The 21,766-nt window shown below is 67.4% G+C and carries 23 protein-coding genes; 10 read left to right on the top strand and 13 right to left on the bottom strand.

The genetic code is table 11. From position 1 onward, the window contains the following. Positions 1-33: 33 nt before the first annotated feature. The 3 genes from NI1_RS17545 to NI1_RS17540 all read right to left on the bottom strand — a co-directional run bounded on the left by NI1_RS17545 (position 34) and on the right by NI1_RS17540 (position 1,070). The gene (locus NI1_RS17545; protein WP_067821497.1) at positions 34-447 is read right to left on the bottom strand and encodes a hypothetical protein; all 414 of its coding nucleotides are present in this window, start codon (positions 445-447) and stop codon (positions 34-36) included. A 171-nt stretch (positions 448-618) separates the two neighbouring features. Then, complete coding sequence (locus NI1_RS37970) at positions 619-792, bottom strand: hypothetical protein (protein ID WP_157535169.1); 174 nt, start codon at positions 790-792, stop codon at positions 619-621. Then, entirely contained in the window at positions 789-1,070 is a 282-nt protein-coding gene (locus NI1_RS17540; RefSeq protein ID WP_157535168.1) for a hypothetical protein, read from the bottom strand. Before NI1_RS17540 ends, NI1_RS37970 begins: the two co-directional genes overlap by 4 nt. Before the next feature lie 634 nt (positions 1,071-1,704). On the opposite strand from NI1_RS17540, the gene NI1_RS17535 reads away from it, so the two are divergent. Together NI1_RS17535 and NI1_RS17530 are read left to right on the top strand one after the other, a co-directional pair. Further along, positions 1,705-3,096 (top strand): PfkB family carbohydrate kinase, encoded by a 1,392-nt coding sequence (locus NI1_RS17535; RefSeq protein WP_169815590.1) that lies wholly within the window; start codon positions 1,705-1,707, stop codon positions 3,094-3,096. 122 nt (positions 3,097-3,218) lie between these two features. Continuing rightward, positions 3,219-3,968, top strand: a complete 750-nt coding sequence (locus NI1_RS17530) for a GTP cyclohydrolase II (protein WP_084523352.1) — start codon at positions 3,219-3,221, stop codon at positions 3,966-3,968. Positions 3,969-4,094: 126 nt separating this feature from the next. Here NI1_RS17530 and NI1_RS38515 read toward each other — a convergent pair whose 3' ends face one another. Beyond that, positions 4,095-4,238 (bottom strand): hypothetical protein, encoded by a 144-nt coding sequence (locus NI1_RS38515; protein ID WP_169815582.1) that lies wholly within the window; start codon positions 4,236-4,238, stop codon positions 4,095-4,097. On the opposite strand from NI1_RS38515, the gene NI1_RS17525 reads away from it, so the two are divergent. Beyond that, positions 4,239-5,057 carry a GTP cyclohydrolase II gene (locus NI1_RS17525; protein WP_067821485.1) on the top strand — a complete coding sequence of 273 codons (819 nt, stop codon included), beginning with the start codon at positions 4,239-4,241 and terminating at the stop codon, positions 5,055-5,057. On the opposite strand, the gene NI1_RS37965 is transcribed toward NI1_RS17525, so the two are convergent. Beyond that, positions 5,054-5,233 carry a hypothetical protein gene (locus NI1_RS37965; protein WP_067821482.1) on the bottom strand — a complete coding sequence of 60 codons (180 nt, stop codon included), beginning with the start codon at positions 5,231-5,233 and terminating at the stop codon, positions 5,054-5,056. The two genes, NI1_RS17525 and NI1_RS37965, sit on opposite strands and share 4 nt — an antisense overlap. A gap of 225 nt (positions 5,234-5,458) precedes the next feature. Between NI1_RS37965 and NI1_RS17515 the strand changes: the two genes are divergently transcribed. After that, positions 5,459-7,054, top strand: a complete 1,596-nt coding sequence (locus tag NI1_RS17515) for a carbohydrate kinase family protein (protein WP_169815589.1) — start codon at positions 5,459-5,461, stop codon at positions 7,052-7,054. Between the two features lie 189 nt (positions 7,055-7,243). Beyond that, a complete protein-coding gene (locus tag NI1_RS17510; protein ID WP_067821476.1) occupies positions 7,244-9,073 on the top strand; it encodes an AMP-dependent synthetase/ligase in 1,830 nt (609 codons plus the stop codon). Between the two features lie 76 nt (positions 9,074-9,149). Here the strand turns inward: NI1_RS17510 and NI1_RS17505 are convergent, their stop codons facing one another. Then, the gene (locus NI1_RS17505) at positions 9,150-10,454 is read right to left on the bottom strand and encodes a phthiocerol/phthiodiolone dimycocerosyl transferase family protein (protein WP_067821473.1); all 1,305 of its coding nucleotides are present in this window, start codon (positions 10,452-10,454) and stop codon (positions 9,150-9,152) included. Positions 10,455-10,581: 127 nt separating this feature from the next. Here NI1_RS17505 and NI1_RS17500 point away from each other — a divergent pair, with 127 nt between their 5' ends. Beyond that, the gene (locus NI1_RS17500; RefSeq protein ID WP_067821470.1) at positions 10,582-11,133 is read left to right on the top strand and encodes a TetR/AcrR family transcriptional regulator; all 552 of its coding nucleotides are present in this window, start codon (positions 10,582-10,584) and stop codon (positions 11,131-11,133) included. 57 nt (positions 11,134-11,190) lie between these two features. On the opposite strand, the gene NI1_RS17495 is transcribed toward NI1_RS17500, so the two are convergent. The 3 genes from NI1_RS17495 to NI1_RS17485 form a co-directional block, all read right to left on the bottom strand. Further along, the gene (locus tag NI1_RS17495; protein ID WP_067821467.1) at positions 11,191-11,727 is read right to left on the bottom strand and encodes a YbhB/YbcL family Raf kinase inhibitor-like protein; all 537 of its coding nucleotides are present in this window, start codon (positions 11,725-11,727) and stop codon (positions 11,191-11,193) included. Positions 11,728-11,743: 16 nt separating this feature from the next. Beyond that, positions 11,744-13,090: a M20/M25/M40 family metallo-hydrolase gene (locus tag NI1_RS17490; RefSeq protein ID WP_067822498.1), complete on the bottom strand. Its 1,347-nt coding sequence runs from the start codon at positions 13,088-13,090 to the stop codon at positions 11,744-11,746. 180 nt (positions 13,091-13,270) lie between these two features. Next, the gene (locus NI1_RS17485; RefSeq protein ID WP_067821464.1) at positions 13,271-14,491 is read right to left on the bottom strand and encodes a hypothetical protein; all 1,221 of its coding nucleotides are present in this window, start codon (positions 14,489-14,491) and stop codon (positions 13,271-13,273) included. A 178-nt stretch (positions 14,492-14,669) separates the two neighbouring features. Here NI1_RS17485 and NI1_RS39350 point away from each other — a divergent pair, with 178 nt between their 5' ends. Then, positions 14,670-15,734 carry a phospholipid scramblase-related protein gene (locus tag NI1_RS39350; RefSeq protein WP_067821462.1) on the top strand — a complete coding sequence of 355 codons (1,065 nt, stop codon included), beginning with the start codon at positions 14,670-14,672 and terminating at the stop codon, positions 15,732-15,734. Between the two features lie 79 nt (positions 15,735-15,813). Further along, positions 15,814-16,071 (top strand): hypothetical protein, encoded by a 258-nt coding sequence (locus tag NI1_RS17475; RefSeq protein WP_157535167.1) that lies wholly within the window; start codon positions 15,814-15,816, stop codon positions 16,069-16,071. Here NI1_RS17475 and NI1_RS17470 read toward each other — a convergent pair. Next, positions 16,068-16,892 carry an SAM-dependent methyltransferase gene (locus tag NI1_RS17470; protein WP_067821455.1) on the bottom strand — a complete coding sequence of 275 codons (825 nt, stop codon included), beginning with the start codon at positions 16,890-16,892 and terminating at the stop codon, positions 16,068-16,070. The genes NI1_RS17475 and NI1_RS17470 overlap by 4 nt on opposite strands. A 166-nt stretch (positions 16,893-17,058) precedes the next feature. Here NI1_RS17470 and NI1_RS17465 point away from each other — a divergent pair, with 166 nt between their 5' ends. Then, entirely contained in the window at positions 17,059-18,588 is a 1,530-nt protein-coding gene (locus tag NI1_RS17465; protein ID WP_157535166.1) for an FAD-dependent oxidoreductase, read from the top strand. A 230-nt stretch (positions 18,589-18,818) separates the two neighbouring features. On the opposite strand, the gene NI1_RS17460 is transcribed toward NI1_RS17465, so the two are convergent. After that, on the bottom strand, positions 18,819-19,190 hold the full coding sequence (locus NI1_RS17460) for a winged helix-turn-helix transcriptional regulator (RefSeq protein WP_084523411.1): 372 nt from the start codon (positions 19,188-19,190) through the stop codon (positions 18,819-18,821). A 135-nt stretch (positions 19,191-19,325) separates the two neighbouring features. On the opposite strand from NI1_RS17460, the gene NI1_RS17455 reads away from it, so the two are divergent. Then, a complete protein-coding gene (locus NI1_RS17455; RefSeq protein ID WP_369690146.1) occupies positions 19,326-20,282 on the top strand; it encodes an NAD(P)-dependent oxidoreductase in 957 nt (318 codons plus the stop codon). Here NI1_RS17455 and NI1_RS17450 read toward each other — a convergent pair. Both NI1_RS17450 and NI1_RS17445 read right to left on the bottom strand, forming a co-directional pair. Next, on the bottom strand, positions 20,254-21,477 hold the full coding sequence (locus NI1_RS17450; RefSeq protein ID WP_067821448.1) for a hypothetical protein: 1,224 nt from the start codon (positions 21,475-21,477) through the stop codon (positions 20,254-20,256). The two genes, NI1_RS17455 and NI1_RS17450, sit on opposite strands and share 29 nt — an antisense overlap. 3 nt (positions 21,478-21,480) lie before the next feature. Then, the gene (locus NI1_RS17445) at positions 21,481-21,702 is read right to left on the bottom strand and encodes a hypothetical protein (protein ID WP_067821445.1); all 222 of its coding nucleotides are present in this window, start codon (positions 21,700-21,702) and stop codon (positions 21,481-21,483) included. Positions 21,703-21,766 lie beyond the last annotated feature (64 nt).

Genomic DNA, 21,766 nt, shown 5'->3' with positions numbered 1-21,766 from the left:
CTGTCCAGTCCCCTGGGCGCAGCCCGGCGCGACTCACCGCCAAAGATGTTGCGAGCGCGCCCCGAACCCGCTCGGCAGGCGCCCGCCCCCGGCCCGCTGCTCCAATTCCGGATCGAGCGGCACCTCGTCGGTGGGAACCACCACCCCCGTCTCCCGATGCATCCGCTCGGCCATCCGGCGCGCCAGCACGATCACCGCGTGCTCGACCCCGATGCCCAGCCGCGCCGCCCGATCGGCGGCCGTGGCATGCGCGCGCTGATCATCGACGACGGCGGGATCGGACAGTATCTCGTCCAGCTCCATCCCCGCCCACGCCTGCTCCCAGGTCAGCCGATGCTCGGGCAGCCAACTCAACCGCCACACCTCCTCGGCGAATCCGTAAGCGCGAAACGCGAATTCGGGAGTCACATCGCTGACCATGGAGCGATTGCTGATATCGATCGTCACAGGGGTCCTCCTCGGGCCGTCCACACGAGCCGACGAGATCCACCGCCCGCTCGCGTCGTGCTGCTCCCGCCGCCGGCGATTGCCCGCGCCGGAGTTGTTCCATCCCTCATCGATTCCGGACGGTTGGTACTTCTACTACCCCGACATCCGCCCGATATGCCGGAATCAAGATCATCGACTCCGCCGTCTCCCCTCCAGCACGGCCACAGCGTCTTCCACCGCCATGCCCAATTCCCCCGCGCTCGCGATCGCCCTCGCCGCCAGAATCACATCTCGCTGATAGTGATTACCCGAAAAGATCTCCGCAAGCTCGGTCATCTGCCAGTCGGAGTAGTAGATGGTCACGGCATGTCCCCCCGCTCCAGCATCCGCCGGTGCAGTACGGCCAGCACATGCTGCACGGTGGTCCCCAGTTCCGTGGCGATCGCCTCGGCTCCGGCGCCGGGTTCCTCCCGGCCGCTGCACATCTCGGTGAGCAGCATGGCGGCCTTGGCCGCCTCGCGGTCCAGTAGCGGCTCCGGACGCCAGCTCAACTCCCAGGCGGGCTCCTCGTGATCGGCGCGGCGGCGCGCCCATTCCTGGGTGATGCTGCTGGTGATCGATCGGCTGCTTTCGTAGATCACGACTTTCTCCAAGGGGTGAAGCGTCGTCGCTACGGGTGACCGTTCTCGTACTGAGTGGAATCAATCGATCATCAAGGTGAGCAATCGATTACGCCGCCGGCGGATCGTTTCCGCCGAGCGATCGGCGACGACTGGGCGAATGGAATTCGAGGGGGCGAATCAATCCAACTCGGCTCGCGCGCCATCGCATTCCGCGTCGCGCGCCGCGGCGCGCGTTCCCCTCCGGAACCGCCGAATCAGCAGTATCGATCCCATCACCAGAACCTCCCGAACCCGTCTGGCAGGGTTGTATTTCGCCAAGCCCAGTATGGCATTTGCCGACAATCTCCGGCATTTGCCGTTATGACAAGGGATTTGACGGTTGCTTGTGGGATAAACCGGGTCAACGGTCTGTTCGGTGCGTCGGCAGCCGCGGGGCTACCGAGTGCGGTCTGCATTCGAACCGGTTGGGAGACTCGCATTCCGGTGCGGAGCCTACGGCAGTTGCTATGGCCGGGTTGGCATTTGCCGGGGCAAGCAGGGATTTGACATTCTGCCTGATCGCGCCCGGAACCGCCGGTATCGTTGGGAACGCATGGCGAAGAACCACACTTCAGGGCGAGCCGATACTGCGCAGGAGCCGCAGGATCCCGGCGTGGTTGCGGTGCGGAGCATTCTGATCGGTCTGCGCAAGCGATCCGGACTCAGCCCGGCTCGTCTTCGAAGCACCGAGATCGACACCGCGGCACTGCTGCAACTCAGCGTCACCAAGCGGTACGCGCATCTGCACGGCATAACCCCCGCGGAGGCCTTGCCGGACTTGATGACTCATGTGGCCCGGCAGCTACCTCCGACACCCCGACTGATCGTCGATGCCGAACTCTGCCTGGAGATGCTCCGCGACGAACCACCCGAAGGCATCGACCTCGAACTGCTCTACGGCGCGAACCTCGACAACCGCCGACGCTATCTCGCACAGCACTGGCGCCGGCTGCACGCGGCGCTGGGCGTCGCCGAGACCGGGGCGGGACCGACCGCGCGCGCTCTGCGCGATGCCCCGGAGACCGAGGCGTTCACCGCACTCGCGCGGCTGCTGGTGTCCGGCGCGGTGCCCATCGCCTCACGCCGCAATACGGTGACCGTCGTCGGTGACGCGGCGATGGACCAGATCAATATCGTCGACGAGATCCCGTCCCCGGGCACCTCCGTATGGGGCGATTTCCGCCGGCACCCCGGCGGCAAGGGACTCAATCGCGCGGTAGCCCTGGCGCGGCTGGGCATCGATGCCCGGATGATCGCGGCGGTCGGCGCCGATCGCGACGGTGACGAAATCCTGAAGTACTTGCGCGAGCAGGACATCGACACGAGTTTGATCAAAGAAGTGGTCGGCGCCCGGACACCGGTGGCCACCGTGATCCTGCCGCGCAGCGGAGAATCGGCCACGATCGCCTTCAAACAGGACCGGATCCGCCTGACGGTCCGCGATCTCGAGACCGGAGCGATTCTCCAGGCGCTGCAATCCTCGGCCGCGGTGCTGATCACCCTCGAACAACCCGGCGAGATCGTCGCCCAGGTCCTGGCCACCGCCGGTGCCACACCGGATCCGCCGTGGGTGATCCTCAATGTCTCGCCCCCCGCGCCGCTGCCGCGGTCGATCTACGAGCATCTCTCCGCGGTCGACTACGTCATCGGGACCAGCGGCGAGGTCGCCGGTCTCTGGCCGGACTGCGCGGCGACCGACAGCGCACAACGGCTACTGCAACTCGGTGTCGGCGCGGTGTGCATGATCGAGGGCTCGCACTGCACGGTGCGATCTCGTGCCGGGCAGTTGTCGGTATCGCGCTTCGATACCGCCATGGCCGGTTCCGCCGGTGCGTCCTCGGCCTTCTCGGCCGCGCTCACCTACCGGTTGATCGCGGTGAGCCGTCCGGCCGAAGGGGACGACTTCGAATGGGCGACAGCCGCGATGGCCGCACGGCAGACCGCCGCCAACATTCCCGAGTCGATGCCGAGCACCTCGGAGATCGAGCGCACCGTCACCTCCTGACCTCGGGCAGTGCGCGCGTATTCGACTGTCGCACAAGGTAGCCTGGATGAAATGCTGACCCGCCGGGCACTCCGAACGGCACGCAGCGGAGGCGACGCGGGGCAGTGACGTAGGGAGCCAGGATGCCGCGACCGCCCGACGATCTCGACTTGGAGTCGTGCGAGTTGGAGTCGAGTCACCTTCTCACCTGCCGAGGCCGAAGCTTGTCGGTACGGGTATTGCGGATCTCCGGTGACGAATCCGGGCACGCCATCGTGTTCGGTACCGAGATTCCACAAGATTGCCTGGTCCGCATTCACTCACGCTGCCTCTACGGCGAGGTGCTGGGATCCGACGATTGCGACTGCGGTGCGGAACTGGACCGGTCCCTCGAACTGATCCGGGCCGCCGGGACCGGGGTGCTGATCTACCTCGATCAAGAAGGGCGCGGCGCGGGGCTCATCGCCAAAGCGCGCGGCTACCGGTACAGCCAGCACACCGGCGCCGATACCTTCGCCAGCTACGAAGCGCTCGGATACCCTACGGACGCACGCAGTTTCGCGCGCGCCGCCGATACGCTCCGGCAATTGGGCCTTACCTCGGTCCGGCTGCTCACCAACAACCCGGACAAGGTCCGGGCTCTCACCGACGCGGGACTGCGGGTGACCGTGGTACCGCTGCATTGCGCGCCTCGCACCGAACGGGCGCGCCGCTACCTCGAGGCGAAACGCCTACGCGGGCACACCCTTCCGGTGCGACACCGCAGGCACTGGCTGCGGGATCCGGCTCCGCGCGGTGATCACGCGCAGCGGGACTCGGTGGCCGTCGCTTTGGCCCTCGCCGCGGGCGGCGTGGCCGTGGTGCTGGGCCGCCGGCATCTGCAACGCACCTGACATGCCGCGGTCGGAAGTTCGTTCCCCCGGCTGCGTGGAGCGGTAGCCTTCCTGCGTCACACCCCCACCCGACCTGTGGCCGGGCCGGAAATCTGTCGGTGCGGCGGGTACTCCGCTGCTTGATCTCTACGAGGCGGTCAGGTGGTCGTTCGAGGTGGTGCGCGAACCCGGCGGTGGCCCGGCGACGCGTGGCTCCGGATCGGGAATTCGTGCGACACCGGCGTCCCCGCGGGTGCGCCGGGCGACGGCGAGGGTGTTCCCAACGCTCATGTGCTGACTCGTAAAGGTGCGGAGATACCCGTTCGGGTTCTTCCTGTTCCCGGACCCGACAGCGGCTACGCCCTGGTCTTCGGCGACGCGGAGAAACGGTTCGACCCGCTGGTTCGGATCCATTCGCGATGTCTGTACGGCGACACTCTGCAATCCGACGATTGCGACTGCGGGTCCGAGCTCGACCGGGCGATGGACATGATCCAGGGCGAAGGCGCGGGAGTGTTGATCTACCTGGAACAAGAGGGCCGCGGCGCGGGATTGATGGTCAAGGCCCTCGGGTTGCGCCTGACCCAGCTGTCGAACATCGACACCTTCGCCGCCTACCGGGAGCTGGGGTACGAGGGTGACCTGCGGTTGTTCGGCGGCGCCGCCGAACTGCTGCGGCGGGAACTGGGGATGGATTCGGTCCGGCTGCTGACCAACAACCCGGACAAGGTGGTGGCACTGCGGAACGCGGGCATCGAGGTCTCGCCGGTGGCGCTGCACACTCGACCGCGCAGCGAATGGGCGCGGAAATACCTCGAGGCCAAGCGCATCCAGCGCGGTCACGATCTGCTCCCGCGCACGGTGTGGGTGCGCGGCGCCTGGGCCAAGCGCACCTCGCTGGCATTGCTCGTCGCCAGCGCCGGCGGGGCGTCGATATGGGCGGAGCGTGAGATCGTGGTCGCCAGCCAGTTTCTGATATTGACCGTATTCGCAGCGAGCTATCCGGTCCGTACTTCCGCGCGATTCCGGACGCGGGCCCTGCTGCGGTCGACGGCGAATCGTGTTGCCGCACGATACGATCGATGGTGTTCGGAGAACCTCGATCGTTAACGGTGCCCGCGTTCGTAATCGCGGCGGTAGAGCACCGCGCAGGCATACTCGACGGTGATTCCGAGTCGGTCGGCGAGGATGATCGCCTGCGCTGCCGCTATGGTGTCCTCAGGTGACTCCTGCGCGCTCATGAGCTCCGCGAGTTCCATTGTGGCCTTGGCGGTTTCATGATCCATGCAGCGCAGTGGCAACCAGCTCGATATCCACTGCGAACTCGGCTTTTCTGTCGTTCGCCGGGCCGCCCATTCCGGACTGACACTACTGGTGATCGTCCTGCTCGATTCATACAACATCGAAATCGCCACCGGCTGTGTCGAGTGGGTGCATTGTCATTTGCTCACCCTGTTCCTTCAAAAATCCCCTCGGGGCGTCGAAATGCCTGGCACCAGTATGGCTCTGGCATGCAGCAGATGCCAATTGTCTTTATTTCCATGTCAATTGACATACCCGGAGAATGGCGTTCCAATGGAAACCTGACCGCGAAAAGGTCCGCGGAGGGTGCGATGCAGAAGAACGGCAACAGTGCCGAGGTGGTTGCCCTGCGCGATCTGCTGCGGCGGCTCTGTACCTGGTCGGGGTTGCGCGCGGATCGGTTCTCCACCAGTGCCATCGATGCGCGCGCCCTGCTGGCGTTGCCCGCGGTGCAACGCGAGTGCGCGCGAACGGGAGCGAGCGCCGCCGCCGCGACCGTGCAAGTGGTGCGCCAGGCGGCGGCGGGGCTGCCGGTCACCGCCCGCCTGATCGCCGACGCCGCACTCGCCCTCCAGCTGTTCGCGCAGCATTCCGCCGAAGGAATCGAGACGCAGCGCCTGTATGCCCCGAATCTGGGTGACCGCCGGTCCTATCTGATCGCCAATTGGCAGGCCCTGCACGAAGCCCTTGGCGCGCAAACGATTCCGCCCCCGCCGACCGAACGATCCATTCGCGCCCGTCCGGAACTCGAGGCAATCGGCATGCTCGCCGGACGGCTGTTGATGGATGTCCCGGCCGATCGGACTATGCAGCAGGAACAGGTGGCGCGTGCGCGGATTCCCGGCGACGGCATCGGATCGGTGGTGGTCGTCGGGGAGGCGGTGATCGATCGCATCCTGCGGGTGCCCCGCATTCCGACCGCCGGGACCGGAGAATCCGGTCGTCTCGCCAGACACCCCGGGGGCAAAGGCTTCTACCGCGCAGTCTGCGCCGCGCAGCTGGGATTGGATGTCGAGTTGATCGCCGCGGTCGGCTCGGACGCGGACAGCCGGTGGATTCTGGAATTCCTGCATCGCTGCCAGGTGGGCACCAGCCTGGTGAAGATCGTCGAGGGGGCGCCGGCGCCGGAGACGGAGGTCATCGTCGCCGACGACGGCACCGCCCTCTACATTCCGATTGCGGGACGAGTGCGCCTGACCGAGCGGGACCTGGCCGGGCGCTCGTGCCAGTCCGCCCTCGCGGCGGCCGCGGCGATGCTGGTGACCTTCGAGCATTCGGTGGAAGTGATCGTCGCCGCGCTGCGGGCGGCGCGGCGATCCAGTGCCGGCCCGCTGGTGATCCTGCATCCCTCACCGCCGGTGGGATCGGCGGAGCATCTGCGCGGCTTGCTCGGGGTCATCGGCACCGTGGACTACATCATCGGAACCACGAGCGAGCTACGGCAGATGCTGCCGGACACGTTCGGGCCGATCGATCCTGAGACGATCGCCGAACGCATGCACGGACTCGGCGTCGCGGTGGTGTGCGTGATCGAGAATTACCGGTGCATCGTGCGGGCCGGTGCATTGCGGGCAAGTATTTCCGCGGCGCGCGCGGCCACCCTCGAGGACTCGCCCGGCGCCCGTTCGGCTTTCGCGGCGGCCCTGGCCTACCGCTTGGCCTTGTCGAAACAGCCCGCCCGGACAGCGGACTTCCGCTGGGCGACCGCGGCGATGATCGCCACCCAGAACTACCTCGAATCTCCCGGAGCGATGCCCACCGTCGATCAGATCGACCGGGTGCTGCACCTGGCCGTCGAGGAGTGAACTCGGCGGACCGGGTGATGTAGCCCGAGACACAACTGTCAATGTATGGCTACGATGAGTGAGCCGCGCCACACCGGCGTGCCGCAATGATGCGTGGGTCGGGTTGTCGTTCTCTCGGACGTCGGGGTTCGCGCGGGTTGGATGGGTGCGCGTGGCGGGTGAAGCGAGAGGCACAGCGGGAAAAGGGATATGACGACAGACATCGGCTATACGCACAAATCGGGCAAAACGGTCTTCACGATTCCGGAGGCGTTTCAGGAGACGGTGACGCTGCGGCCTGAGCAGGTGGCGTTGCGGACGGTGGGGGGAACCACCACGATCACGTGGCGGGAGTACGGGGAGCGGGTCAAGGTGATCGCGGCGGGGTTGGCCGGGTTGGGGGTGGGGCACGGGGACACCGTGGGGATCATGTTGACCAATCGGCCCGAGTTCAACCTGGTGGATACGGCGGCGCTGCATTTGGGGGCCACGCCGTTCTCGATCTACAACACCAGTTCGGCCGAGCAGATCACGCATCTGTTCACCAATGCCGAGAACAAGGTCGTCATCACCGAACCGGTGTTCCTGGACGCGGTGCGCGGGGCCGGGGTCGAGTTGGAACATATCGTGCTGGTGGAGGGGTCGGCCGAGGGGACCGTGACGCTGGCCGAGGTCGAGGCCGCGCCGGCCGCCGATTTCGATTTCGAGGCCGCGTGGCGGGCGGTGCAGCCCGAAGACATCGCGACCCTGATCTACACCTCGGGCACCACCGGGCCGAGCAAGGGTGTGGAGCTCACGCACGCGAACGTGGTCGCGCAGATCGTGGGGCTGGTCAACGGGCCGCTCACGGTCGGGCTGGATGACCGGTCGGTGTCGTATCTGCCGGCCGCGCATGTGGCCGACCGGATTTCCGGGCACTGCGCCAACCTGTTCACCGGCGTGCAGATGACCACCGTGCCCGACCCGCGCGAGATCGCCGCCGCGCTGCCCGATGCCCGCCCGACCGCCTTCTTCGGGGTGCCGCGCGTGTGGCAGAAGATCAAGGCCGGGATCGACGCCAAGCTCGCCACCGAACCCAGCCCGGTGAAGAAATCCCTCGCGAACTGGGCGATCGGCGTCGGCGTGAATGCCGCGCGCGCCGACCTGTCGGGCAACGGGCGCGGACTGCTGCTGGACGTGCAGCACAAGCTGGCCGATGCGCTGGTGCTGTCGAAACTGCGCCACGCGCTGGGCTTCGACGAGCTGAAGGTCGCCGCCTCCGGCGCGGCCGCCATTCCGCCCGAAACCCTGGAATACATGCTGGGCCTGGGCTTCACCGTCACCGAGGTGTGGGGCATGTCGGAGACCTCCGGCGTCGGCACCTACACCCCGCTCGACAAGCCCAAGCCCGGCACCGTGGGAATCGCCTTGCAGGGCACCGAACTTCGCCTCGCCGAGGACGGGGAACTGCTGGTGCGCGGCGCGATCGTCACCCGCGGCTACCGCAAGATGCCCGACAAGACCGCCGAAGCCATCGACGGCGACGGCTGGCTGCACACCGGTGATGTGGCGACCATCGACGGCGACGGCTACGTCACCATCGTGGACCGCAAGAAAGAACTCATCATCAACGAGTCGGGGAAGAACCTGTCCCCCACCAATATCGAGAACACCGTCAAGGCCGCGTCCTCGCTGGTCGGGCAGGTGGTCGCGATCGGTGACGCCAAGCCCTACATCGCCGCGCTGATCGTGCTCGACCCCGATACCGCCGTGGTGCGGGCCAAGGCGCTGGGCACCCCCGACGCCGATCTGAAGGCGCTGGCCACCCGCCCGGAGATCATCGAGGAGATCAAGGCGGCGGTGCAGACCGCCAACGCCAAACTCGCTCGGGTGGAACAGATCAAGCGGTTCGTGATCCTGGACGCGGGCTGGGAGCCCGGCGGTGACGAGCTCACCCCGACGCTCAAGCTCAAGCGCAACCCGATCGCCGCCAAGTACGGCACGGAGATCGCCGCGCTGTACACCACTCCGGCCCCGGAGCATGTGATCAACCTGGGCTGATCGCCTCCCCGGCGATCGGCACCGGTGGGCCTGGACTGTCGAAAAGTCCAGGCCCACCGGCTTTTCGCGCAGCGATTCAAACCCGAACGCCCGCGGTGATCCGCCGCAACTGCGCCGCCATGGCCTCGGCGACCCGCCCCATCTGCGCATGGCTGTGCTCGGCGGTGTCGTACTCCACCTGGATGCTCAAGCGTCCGCCCACGGTGAAGATGGTCATCTTCGGTGGCATCCCGGCCGTCATCGCGAACACCTCGTCACGCACGAATTCCAGTCCGGCGGGCAGCGCATGCGCGGGCAACCGGCCGATATTGGACAGCGCGATACTCGGCTGCGCCGCCAGCACCCCCGCCGTCACCGGATCCAGCTCCCGCTGCGAGGCGAGCATGAACAAGGCCGGGAACCGCATCTCCAGCGTCCGGCGCATCAGCGCGTCGATCTCCCGGCCCAGGGCCACCGGATCGGTATCGAGATCCACCAGCGCCGGCGTGCCCGCGCCCGCAGCGCAATTCAGCATCGTCGACTCCGGCACCCGCTGGGCGAGCTCGTAGCGCAGATCCACCGCATGCCCGCACAGCAGCGGCAGCGGACCGGCGGCATCGAACTCCGCGCGCACCGCCGTGAGCGCCGCCGCCCCCAGCAGACTGTTCACCGAGATGGCTTGTGCGCGTGCGATATCGACCAGGGCGGCGGTCTGCCGCTCGCTCGAGTCGATGCGCCGCACCGCGAAGCGCCCATCCGGATCCCCGACCCCGTCACCGTCGACCGGCAGCGTGCGCGGCGCGGCACCGGCGTCGTAACCGGCCGCCATCTCCCGGATCTGAGCCACCAGGCCGTCGACCTCCGCCTGCTCCACCATCACCGCCAGCTGCGCATCCACGCCGGGAATCAACTCCCGATCCGAATCCGGTTGCGGCAGCGCCGAACCCGCCGCCAGCGCGCTGTAGCGCCGCCACATCTCCTCCAGCAGCGCGAACGCCGAACGCCCATCGCCGATGCCGTGATGGATCAGCAGCACGACCCGCGTCGTCCGCGCGCCACGCAGCAGCACCGCCTCGAACAACCCGTCCCGCCATTGCGGCCGGGTGTTCACCAGCTCCCAATACTGCTCGATCTCCCCCGCGTACTCCCGCAGCGGCGGCTCGAACCCGTCCCGGACCTCGAACCGGCGCACCCCATCGGCCCCGGTGACCACCCGGCTGCGCAACAGCACATGCCCGGCCGCCAGCTCCGTGAGCACCCGCCGCAGCAACCCGGCATCGACGCTGCCGCGCACCAGCGAACCGATGAACAACGGCATCCCGCCGATGGGCACGCTGCCCAGCCGGGCGCCGGTGCTGAAATAGCCGATCTCGAACGGGGAAAGCGGGCGGTGCGCGGTCATATCGACGTTCCTTCGTGCGGGGGATCCTGTCCGACCCGACCATACACACGTTTAAAACACTTGTCACAAACAATTGTTTGAAACGGCTGTCAAAAACATCCGTTCGGTAGCTGATACCCTGGTCGACGTGGGAACCCGAGAAGATCTGCTGGCCGCGACCAAGCAATGCCTGGCCGAGCGCGGCTACGCCCGCACCACCGTGCGCGATATCGTGGCCGCCTCCGGCGCCAACCTGGCCGCCATCAACTACCACTTCGGCACCCGCGACAAACTGCTCAATCAAGCCATGCTCGAGTCCACCGCCGCCGCCGTGGAGCAACTGCTCGGCGCGCTGCCCGAGGACGACACCAGCGCTGCCGCCGAACGCCTGAACGCCTTCTGGCACAAACTGATCGAATCCTTCGATGCCGACCGCGCGCTCTGGGCGGCGAATATCGAGAGCGGCGCGCAGGCCATGCACTCCCCCGAACTGGCCGCGGAAACCGGTGCGGCACAACAGAAAGCCCGCGAAGGCTTGGCGCAGATACTCGGCGAGGGCGATCCGGCCATCGGCGCGGTGCTGCAAACCCTGATCGGCGGATTGCTGGTGCAATACCTCATCGAACCGCAGCGCGCGCCCACGGCTGGGGACCTCACCGCGGGCATCCGCGGGCTGGCGCGACTGCTGGGCCCGAGCTGAACGGTCCGCGCACGACAACGGCCCCGGACCGAAAGGTCCAGGGCCGCAGCGGAAAACTCAGTGCTGCTCGTGCGTGCCGATGAGGGTGGCGCGTCCGATCGCGTTCATGAACAGATTGAAGCCCAGGTAGGCGGGCGAGGCGTTCTCATCCACCTCCAGCTTCTCCACCCCGACCGCGTGCACCACCACGAAATACCGGTGCGCCCCGTGCCCGGCGGGCGGGAACGCCCCCGTGTACTCGTGCAGCCCGGCGTCATTGCGCAGATGAATGGCTCCTGCGGGCAGCGATCCGCCCGCACTGCCCTGCCCGTTCTCCAGGCTGGTGGTGGTCACCGGAATATTGGCCACCACCCAATGCCAGAACCCCGACGCCGTCGGCGCGTCCGGGTCGTACATGGTGACCGCGAAACTCTTGGTCTCGGCAGGGAATCCGCTCCAGCTCAGCTGCGGCGACACATCGCGCCCGCCCGCCCCACCCAGCGCGCTGACCTGATCCAGCTGCAACGGTTTGCCATCGCTGATATCGGTGGAGGTGACGGTGAACTCGGGCAGCTGCGGCAGCGGCGCGTACGGGTTGTACGAATAGTCGGGCACGAGTGGTCCTTTCGTCTCAGCTGTTCAGCAGGAAGTGTTCCAGTACCCGGGTGCCGAATTCGAGGGACTCCACCGGAACCCGCTCGTCGACCCCGTGGAACAGGGCGGTGAAGTCCAGCTCGGGCGGCAGTTTCAGCGGCGCGAACCCGAAGCAGCGAATCCCCAGTTTGGCGAAGGCTTTCGCGTCGGTGCCGCCGGAGAGCATGTAGGGCACGGTGCGGCCCTGCGGATCGTGGGCCAGCACCGCTTCGTTCATGGCGTCGACCAGGTGGCCGTCGAAAGTGGTTTCGTAGGAATCGAGTTTGGTGATCCACTCGCGTTCCACGTCCGGGCCGATCAGGGCGTCGACCTCGCGCTCGAATTCGGCTTGCCGGCCCGGCACCACGCGGCAGTCGACGACGGCTTCGGCGGTCTGCGGAATCACATTGGCCTTGTAGCCGGCGCGCAGCATGGTCGGGTTCGCGGTATCGCGCAGGGTCGCGCCGATGATGCGGGAGATGGTGCCCAGTTTCGCCAGCTGGCCTTCGATATCGGGGCTGGCGGGATCGAATTGCAGGCCCGACTCCTCGGCGACCGCCGCCAGGAACTCGGCCACCGAATCGGAGACCACCAACGGGAAGGTGTGGGTGCCCAGCCGCGCGACCGCCTGGGCCAGGATGGTGACGGCATTGTCCTCGTGCAGGAACGAGCCGTGGCCGGCACGGGCCTTGGCGCGCAAGCGCATCCAGCCCAGACCCTTCTCGGCGGTCTCCACCAGATACAGCCGGCGCTCGGTCCCGTCCGGGCGCGGCACGGTCAGTGAGAAGCCGCCGACCTCGCCGACCGCTTCGGTGATGCCTTCGAACAGATCGGGCCGATGCTCCACCAGCCACTGCGAACCCCAGCGCCCGCCGTTCTCCTCATCGGCCAGGAACGCCCACACGATATCGCGCGGCGGCACCGTGCCCTCGAGCTTGAACTGCCGGGCCACGGCCAGCATCATGCCGACCATGTCCTTCATATCGATGGCCCCGCGCCCCCACACGTAACCGTCGCGGATCGCGCCCGAGAACGGGTGCACGCTCCAGTCGGCGGCCTCGGCGGGCACCACATCCAGATGCCCGTGCATCATCAGCGCCCCGCGCGAGGAGTCCGCGCCCTTCAACCGCGCGAACACATTGCCGCGCCCCGGGGCCCCGGATTCGACGTATTCGGTGGTGTATCCGGCCTGATGCAGCTGATCGGCCACCCATTGCGCGCATTCACGCTCGCCCTTGGTGGTTTCCAGTTCGCCGGTATTGGAGGTGTCGAACCGGATCAGCTGACTGACCAGATCGACCACTTCCGAGACGGCGCGGGTGCGGGTTTCGGCGGTTTCGGACACGATCAATTCCTACCACTGTCCCGCATGCCCGTGACTTCAGCGCCCGGCTCGGGTGCCGTGGCCGGTCCCGTTCGTGGTCCGGCGGTCCGGTGCCGAACCGATTTCGGCGGTACCCGGTGAGTTGCCCTCACCTCGCGAAATCGGTTGTCGCCTCGTGAAACCGGACGAGTGGGCGCGAAATTAGGATCGCAGTAAGCGGATTGTCGCGGTCAACGTGGCGAGGAGTGATTCCAGGCGTTGATCGGCGATGCGGCATTCCAGCAGGTCCGGATCGAGGCGGGTGGTGGTGGCCCACAGCTCGCCGATGTGAGCCTGCACATCCACATCGGTGGCGGCCAGCACCCACAGCAGCGGCGCCCACAACCGGCCCGCCTGGGCGATCGCGGGCAGCATCACCAAAGTGCTGGTCTCCAGGCCCGCGAGTTGATTGCCGGCCAATCGCCGCACCTGCGCGGGCGTGCGCGCCAACGGTTCGAGCACCCCGCGCCACAGCGCGATATCGCTGCTGCCGTCCACGGTGGTGATCAGCTGCCCGGCGATCTCGGCCAGTACCGGGTTCATGCCCAGCTTCAGCAGGGCGTTCGGGCTGAGCTGCCCGGCGAAGCGCAGCATCTCCGCGGTCGCGTCCGCACCCAGGAAGGTGACGATCAGATCGGCGACCGCCGAGGGCGGGCACACCTGGAACAGGATGTCGCCGACCGCGCTGACCACATCGGGTGCGCAGCGCGCGAACACCGACAGCGCCGCCAGCCGCAATTCCTTGGAGCCGTCCACGACCGTGCGCAGCAGTTGCGGAACCCGTTGCCCCGGCCCGTTGAGCAGCTGACGCACCACCGCGCTCACGGCTTCCCCGGAGTAGGCGTAGGCCGCCGAGCGGATCAGCCCCTCGTCATCGGGCACACCCGCCTCGGCCGCGCGCACCAATTCCGGTGTGGCATAGGCCAGGAACGGTCCGGCGGTAATGTAGTCACGCCGTTTCAGCAGCTCGTTGAGGATGGCCACCACCGGTGCGGGCGGCGCGTCGTCGGCCAGCTGACCGACGGTGCGCGGATCCAGGTACGGCGCGCAATCGGCCGCGTACCCCACCTCCAGGCGCAGCAGCGCGTCCACGGCCTTGCGCCGATGCCGCACCCCGACCGCGCCCGCCGCACGTCCGGTCATGGCCGGTGGCACCAGCCGCTGCACGATGGGCAGCGAGATCGCCAGCGGTATGACCGGCACCAGCGCGCTGATCCGATCGAAAACCGGTGCGTGCTGATCGAACAGCCGCGCCGAGACGCGCTCCTGCAATTCGTGCAGGCGCGCCGGGCCGAGACGTTCGAGATGGGCCACCCGCTCCACGGGTAAATGCAATGTTCTCGCCAGCAGCACCAATTGCGCCCGGGTGACCAGATCGGTCATAGGACCGGCCGGGTCGAAGGACCGCCGAGAGATGCGAATTCGCCTGCGCCGGACATGATTTCCCCGCTTCCCGACCGCCGGGACCGCTCGCCTCGGCGTCAGCCGCCCATCATAGGGCGGAGAATGCGACGAAAACGGCGAACCGTGCAGGTTCACAAGAGATGGTTAGGATGCCGCCATGAGTCATCCACCGGGTTGGTATCCCGAAGGTCCTGGTTCCACCACCATGCGCTGGTGGGACGGCACGCAGTGGACCAATCACACTCAGCCGCAACAGCAAACGGCCCAGCCCCAGCAGCAGCCCGCGCAGCAAACCGGGCAATCGCACGCTCAGCAACAGCACCACGCGCAGCAGCAGTACGCCCAGCAATCCCAGCCGCAGCACGCGCAGCAACCGCAGCGGCAGTACGGGCAGCAGTCCCAGCCGCAGCAGGTTCAGCAACCGCAGCAGTACGGGCAGCAGGGTCAGCAGTACGCGAATCAGGGCCGCCAATACGGTCAGCAGTACGCGCAGCCGGAGTACGGACAGCACCGCGGTGACGCCAGCCCGTGGGAGCTCGAGCTCGGTTCGGCCGACAACCCCGCCGATATCCAGCGTCAGGTGCAGGAGCGCGCGGGCGTCGCGCCCGCCCAGGGCGGCGGCGGCACCCTGTTCAGCGAACCGGTGCTGGTGGTGAACCAGAAGGTCAAGCTCATCGAGATGGCCAACGAATACGGCGTATTCGATCAGCACGGCCGCCAGCTCGGCGCGGTCGTCGAGGTCGGCCAGTCGGCATTGAAGAAGGCCGTCCGGTTCCTGTCCAGCTACGACCAGTTCATGACCCACAAGCTGGAGATCCGCGACACGCACGGCCAGACCCAGCTGCGGGTCACCCGTCCGGCCAAGGTGTTCAAGTCGAAGTTCCTCCTCGAGGCCGGCACCGGCCAGCCGATCGGAGAGATCATCCAGGAGAACATGATCGGCAAGATCAACTTCGCCTTCGTGGTCAACGGCCAGCAGATCGGCGGCATCAAGGCCGAGAACTGGCGGGCCTGGAACTTCATGATCCACGACCACACCGGTCAGGAGGTCGCCCGCATCACCAAGACGTGGGAGGGCCTGATGAAGACCATGTTCACCACCGCTGACAACTATGTGGTGCAGATCCATCGCCAGCTCCCGCAGCCGCTGTTGAGCATGGTGGTGGCCTCGGGGCTGGCCATCGACACTGCCCTCAAACAGGATTCGCGCGGCTGGGGCTGATCCCCGGCGAGATGGCTTGCGGCGGTGGAAGAACGGCGTGTGGCCGAACTTCCATCGCGTTTGGGCCACAATGTCCTATGTGGGAGATGTGAGGTCGAACGGCTCGTACGGGCCGATCCGGCCGTCGGACGCGACCGACGGCTGGAAACTCGAGGGCGACCGGTCGGCGTGGTGGCTGTCCAAGGAGTTCGGCGATTCCCGCGCGTACATCAAAGCCACCGGCGCGACCACCTGCTCGTGGCGTGCGGGCTGGCGGGAAGCCTCCGCGCGCGACGTCGAGGAGGCCAAGGCCGCCGCCGATCGATGGATCGCCGAGCACTGGCCGCCCGAGGATTAGGGTTTGCGCGCGAGCACGCAGGCGATCAGCTGTTCCCACACGGTCAGCTCCCGCTCGGCCACGCCGATGGTCTCGATACCCGCGGCGGTCGCCGCCGGCCGCCACTGCGAGCAGTAGGCCAGTCCCGGTTCCAGAATCTCGAGGCCGTCGCCGAACAGCTGCACGATCTCGGTATCGCTGCGCCAGCGTCCGCGCCCGAAGGTCTCCTGCAACTTCTCCTCGGCCGCGCTGGTCTCCTCGTTGTTGCCGGTGCGGAAGTGCGAGATATAGAACTCGCTGCCCGAGGGCACCCGCTCCACCCACCAGCGCACCAGCGCGCGCGGATCCTCGGAATCATTGAGATGGTGCAGGATCGCACTGAAGATGACACCGACCGGTTTGGTGAAGTCGATCAACCGCGCCACGTCCGGATGCTGCGAAATCGCTTCCGGCTCACGCAGATCCGCCTGGATCACTGTGGTGTGATCGTCGGTCTGCAACAGCGCCCGGCCGTGCGCCAGCACGATCGGATCGTTGTCGACATAGACCACCCGGGCCTCGGGGTGATATCGCTGCGCCACCTGATGCACATTGTCGACCGTCGGCAGGCCGCTGCCGATATCGATGAACTGGTCCACCCCATCCTCTGCGATGGCCGCCACCGCACGCACCAGCGCCTGCCGGTTGGCGTGCGCGATCGCCACCGACCCGGGCAGATCGTTGATGAAGAAGTCGCCGACCTTGCGATCGGCCTCGTAGTTGTCATGACCACCCAGCAGGTAGTCGTACACGCGCGCAATGCTCGGTTTCGAGACGTCCACAGCCACCGCGTCGCCGGTCATCCGACTCTCCCCTGTTCATTCCCTGTATCGACGAGGTCGATGGTAGAAGATGCCGTCGCGCGCAGTGCGGGTTCCAGTGGACCGAGCGGTCCGGCCGGGGGTCGGCGCAAGCGGCGCGCAAGACGGTGCAAGCGCCGGGCAATCGCACACCGGCACAGTGATTCTCATGAACGAGACACACGAAGTGGTGGTAGTGGGAGCCGGGCCGGTCGGGCTCATGCTGGCGTGCGAGCTGCGGCTGACCGGGGTCGATGTGCTGGTGCTGGAGCGGTTGACCGAGATGGATATGACCGTGAAAGCCGGTGCGATCAATGTGCCGACCGCGCGGGCGCTGGCGCGGCGGGGTCTGCTGCCCGCGCTGCGCGTCCAGCACGACGCCATGATCGACCGGTTCGCCGTATTCCGTAAGGACAGTGGCGAATCCGGGCCTCTCCCGGCCGGAAAGGCGTTCGTGGGCGGGCATTTCGCGGGCCTCCAGTTCTTCGGCGATGTCATCGACCTCGACGATCCGGCCTTCGCGGATCAGGGGCCGGCCGCGTCGGCGTGGTTCGTTCCGCAGCAGGGCATCGAAGCCATGCTGGCGGCGCGGGCCGCGGAACTCGGGGTGCCGGTGCGGCGCGGCACGACGGTGACCGGATTGAGCGATGACGGCATCGGGGTCACCGTGGACTGCGGCGACTACCAGATTCGTACCGAATGGCTGGTCGGCTGCGACGGCGGGCGCAGTATCGTCCGCAAACTGGCCGGATTCGAATTCCCCGGCCTGGATCCGGAGATCACCGGACGGCAGGCGGTGGTCGAGATGACCGGGGCCGAGCATGTGCCCGGCGGCTGGCGCAGCACGCCCACCGGAATCTACGTCAACGGTCCCACGCCGGGCCGCTTCCTCACCGTCGAACTCGACGGCCCGCCCGCCGACCGCGATGCCCCGATCACCGCCGCCGAACTGGAAGGCAGCTACGAGCGGGTTACCGGCGTGAAAGTCCGGATTTCCAAGGTGCTTTCGGCGACCCGATTCACCGACAACACCCGCCAGGCACCCGAATACCGCCGGGGCCGGGTCCTGCTCGCGGGCGATGCCGCCCACGTGCACTCCCCCTTCGGCGGCCAGGGCCTCAACCTCGGTATCGGCGACGCGGTGAACCTGGGCTGGAAACTGGCTGCGGCCGTACGCGGCTGGGCTCCGGCGGACCTGCTCGACACCTACACCACCGAACGGCACCCGATCGGCGCGTGGGTGCTGGAATGGACCCGCGCCCAGGTCGCGCTCATGCGCACCGATCCCCGCTCGCGCGCCCTGCGCGAGGTCATGGCGAGCCTGCTGCGCACCCGCGACGGCGCGACCGAGATCTTCAAGAAGATCTCCGGCGTCCTGCACCGCTACGACCTCGGCGCCGGCCACCCGCTGCTGGGCGGGCTCGCCCCGGATATCGAACTGGCCGACGGCACCTTCGTCAGCGAGCACTTCGGTGACGGCCGCGCGGTCCTGCTGGACCTCACCGACTCCCCCGCCCTGCACGCCGCCGCCGCGCCCTGGGCCGACCGGGTGCAGCTGCTCACCGCAAAATCCGCTGAGCCGCGCGAACTTTCGGCGATCCTCATCCGCCCGGACGGCATCGCGGCGTGGGCGGCGGACGGCCCGTCCCTCGACGGGTTGGAGTCCGCGCTCACCCGCTGGTTCGGCACACCGGCCTGAACATCAGCGGCCGGTCCCACGACACGCCGGTACTCCAGCGGGCTCGGGGCCGGGCTCCCCTCGGAAGATCGGGCGCGGGTTTCCGCTCGAATGCGGGATCGCCTCCGAATCAGGGAGAGTGCGCTCGCGTGGTCCGGTCAGCGGCGAAATCGCCTCTGATTCAGCGAGAGAGCGCTCACGCGGTCCGGTCAGCGGCGAGACCGCCGCTGATTCAGCGAAAGCGAGTGCGCTCAGGCGGTCCGGTCAGGGGCGGGATCGCTCGGTAGGAAACACGTTTCGCCGCTGGGTGTTTCGTGGCCCGGCGCGTACGCCCGCTTCGCGCCGATGCGCTCGGCCCGTCGGCGGCCCCACTCACCCAGCGGCGCGAGTGCCGCATTGAGCAACGCCCCCTCCGCGGTCAGCGAATACTCCACGCGCGGCGGGATCTCGGCGAAGATCTCACGATGCACGATGCCGTCCTCGGCGAGCTCGCGCAGCTGCTGATTGAGCATCTTCTCCGAGACGCCGGGCAGGTTGCGGCGCAGTTCGCCGAAGCGCCGGGTGCCGTGCTCGTGCAACTCCCACAGGATGAGCGATTTCCATTTGCCGCCCACCACATCCATGGCGGCGTCGATACCGCAGAAGTATGGCCCGGATCTCTTCTCGCCCACTGTCCGTCCTCGCTGGCTCGATACTCACCTCGGGGTCAGTACCCGAGCAAATAGTGCGTACTTGCCGGCCGACGCCGGTGTGGGCAGATTCGATTCCAGCGCGCGCGGTACCGACCACAATGGATTCGAAGGAGTTGTCCCACAATGACGAACACTCGGCCGAACACGGTTACCGTACTCGGACTCGGTGACATGGGCCGCGCGCTGGTGACCACCTTCCGCACAGCCGATGTGCCGACCACGATCTGGAATCGGACCCCCGGTAAGGCCGGTGAGCTGGTGGAGGCGGGTGCGGTGGAAGCCGGGTCGGTCACCGAGGCGGTGCGCGACGGGGACGTGATCATCACGGTGCTGCTCGATCACACCTCCATCCACGAAACGCTCGACCCGATCGCGGCCGAGCTGACCGGTAAGCAGTGGATCAATCTGACCAGTACCGCGCCCGAGGAATCGCGGGAGCTGGCCCGCTGGGCGGGCGAGCACGGCATCGATTTCCTCGACGGCGGCATCATGGCGGTGCCGTCCATGATCGGCACACCCGGATCCTCGATCCTTTACAGCGGTTCGGAATCGGTGTTCCGAGCGCGGCGGCCGGTGCTCGAACTGCTCGGTACGGCCGAGTATTTCGGGGCGGACGCCGGCCTGGCCGCGCTATGGGACTTCGCGCTGCTGTCGGGCATGTACGCCATGTTCGGCGGGTTCTTCCACGGTGCGGCCATGATGCGATCGGCCGGGGTGAGTGCCGCGGAGTTCGCGGCCCGCGCCGTGCCGTGGGTGACCGCGATGGCGCAGGGGTTGCCGGCGTACGGCGCGACCATCGATTCGGGCGACTATTCGGCCGTGGTGCAGCATCTTTCGTTCCAGAAGGCCGCACTCGATGCCATCGTGCGCGCCGGGCAGGACGCGGGCACGGCCACCGATCTGCTCGATCCGCTGGCCCGGCTGGTGGATCGACAGGTGGCGGCCGGGCACGGGGCGGCGGCGTTCGCGCGCGTCTTCGAGGAACTGCGGGAGGTCAGTGCGTCAGCTGCAAGGTCGCAGTGAGTGCCGTCAACTGCTCACCCAAGCCCAGATCGGTGATCCGCTGCTCGAGTTCGTGGCGTTCCAATGCCGGTAGCGTCGACCACAATTCGCCCAGCCGCGATTGCGCGTCCGGTTCGGCGACGGCGAGCACCTTCAGCATCGGCGGCCACAGATGCCCGGGACCGAGCACGACGGGCAGCTGGGTCACGGTCGCCGGGTCCAAGTGCGAGAGCTTGCCGCCGATGCGGCGCGCGACCGCCGGTTCGGTGCGTTCGGCCAGCTCCAGCAGTCCCCGCCAGAGCGCCGGATCGGTGCTGCCGTCGACCGCGGCGGCCATCGCGTCCAGGTACTCGGCTTCGGCGACCACCGGATTTGCGGCCAGCATGTCCAGGGCCGACGGGCTGAGCTGGCCGACGAACCGCAGGCTCTCGGCCATCGCGCCGCCGGTGACGAAGGTGCGGCACAGGTCGGCGATCTCCTCGGCCGAGCCCAGATCGAACAGGATGTCGCCGATGCCGACGATCACATCGGTGTCGCAGCGGGCGAAGACCGACAGCCCGGCCAAGCGCAGTTCGGTGGAGCCGGACAGGATGGTGCGCACCAGTTTCGGGATGCGCCGGCCCGGACCCTCCAGCAGCTGCCGCACGATAACGCTGAGGTTCTCCGCCGAATAGGAGAACGACGCCGAGCGGATCAACGCCTCGTCATCGTGCACATCGGTCTCCACGGCCCGGATCAATTCCGGTGTGGCATAGGCCAGGAACGGTCCGGCGGTGATGTAGTCACCGCGCCCCAGCAGCTCGTTGATGATCCTCATGACCGGTTTCACCGGTGCGATGTCGGCGAGCTGCCCGACCGCGTGCGGATCCATGTACGGCGCCGCCGCGGCCGCGTACGCCGGATTCAGCATGGTCACCGCCTCGGCGGCCTTCTTGGGATGATCGACCCCGATCGCGCCCGCCGCCCGCCCGGCCATCACCGGCGGCACCATGCGCTGCACCAGCGGCATCGAGATGCTCAGCGGAATGATCGGCACCAGCATGCTCAGGCGCGAGAAGGTCGCATTGTGCTGGGCGAAGATCTTTTTCGAGAGTGCTTCGTTGAGTTCGTACAGGTGGTCCGCGCCGAGTTTCTCGAGATGCTCGAGCCGGGCGACGGGCACGTGCAGAGTCCGGGACAGCAGCTCCAGCTGGGCCCGGGTCACCAGATCGCTCATCGCCTATCCCAGCTTGTTCCCGAACATGATCTTCTTGGCCGCGGTGCTCAACGGCCAGGGCAGCGCGCCCACGGTCTTGTCGACCGCCTCCACCATCGCCGCGGCCTCGGTGCGCTGCGCCTGCTTGAAGATGTCGAGCAGATCGGCCGTCTCGGCCTCGGTCAGCAGCTCCAGGGCGGCCAGCGGGCCGCCCAGTTCCTGCTCCAGTTCGGCTCTGGATCCCACTGTCGCTCCCCGATCCCCGGAGTAATCCGGATCACCCCTGATGGTCTCCTAGGTGTACCAAGAT

This window comes from Nocardia inohanensis NBRC 100128 (genome assembly GCF_001612945.1).
Taxonomy (GTDB): Bacteria; Actinomycetota; Actinomycetes; order Mycobacteriales; family Mycobacteriaceae; genus Nocardia; species Nocardia inohanensis.
This window is presented reverse-complemented; position numbering and strand designations above follow the sequence as displayed.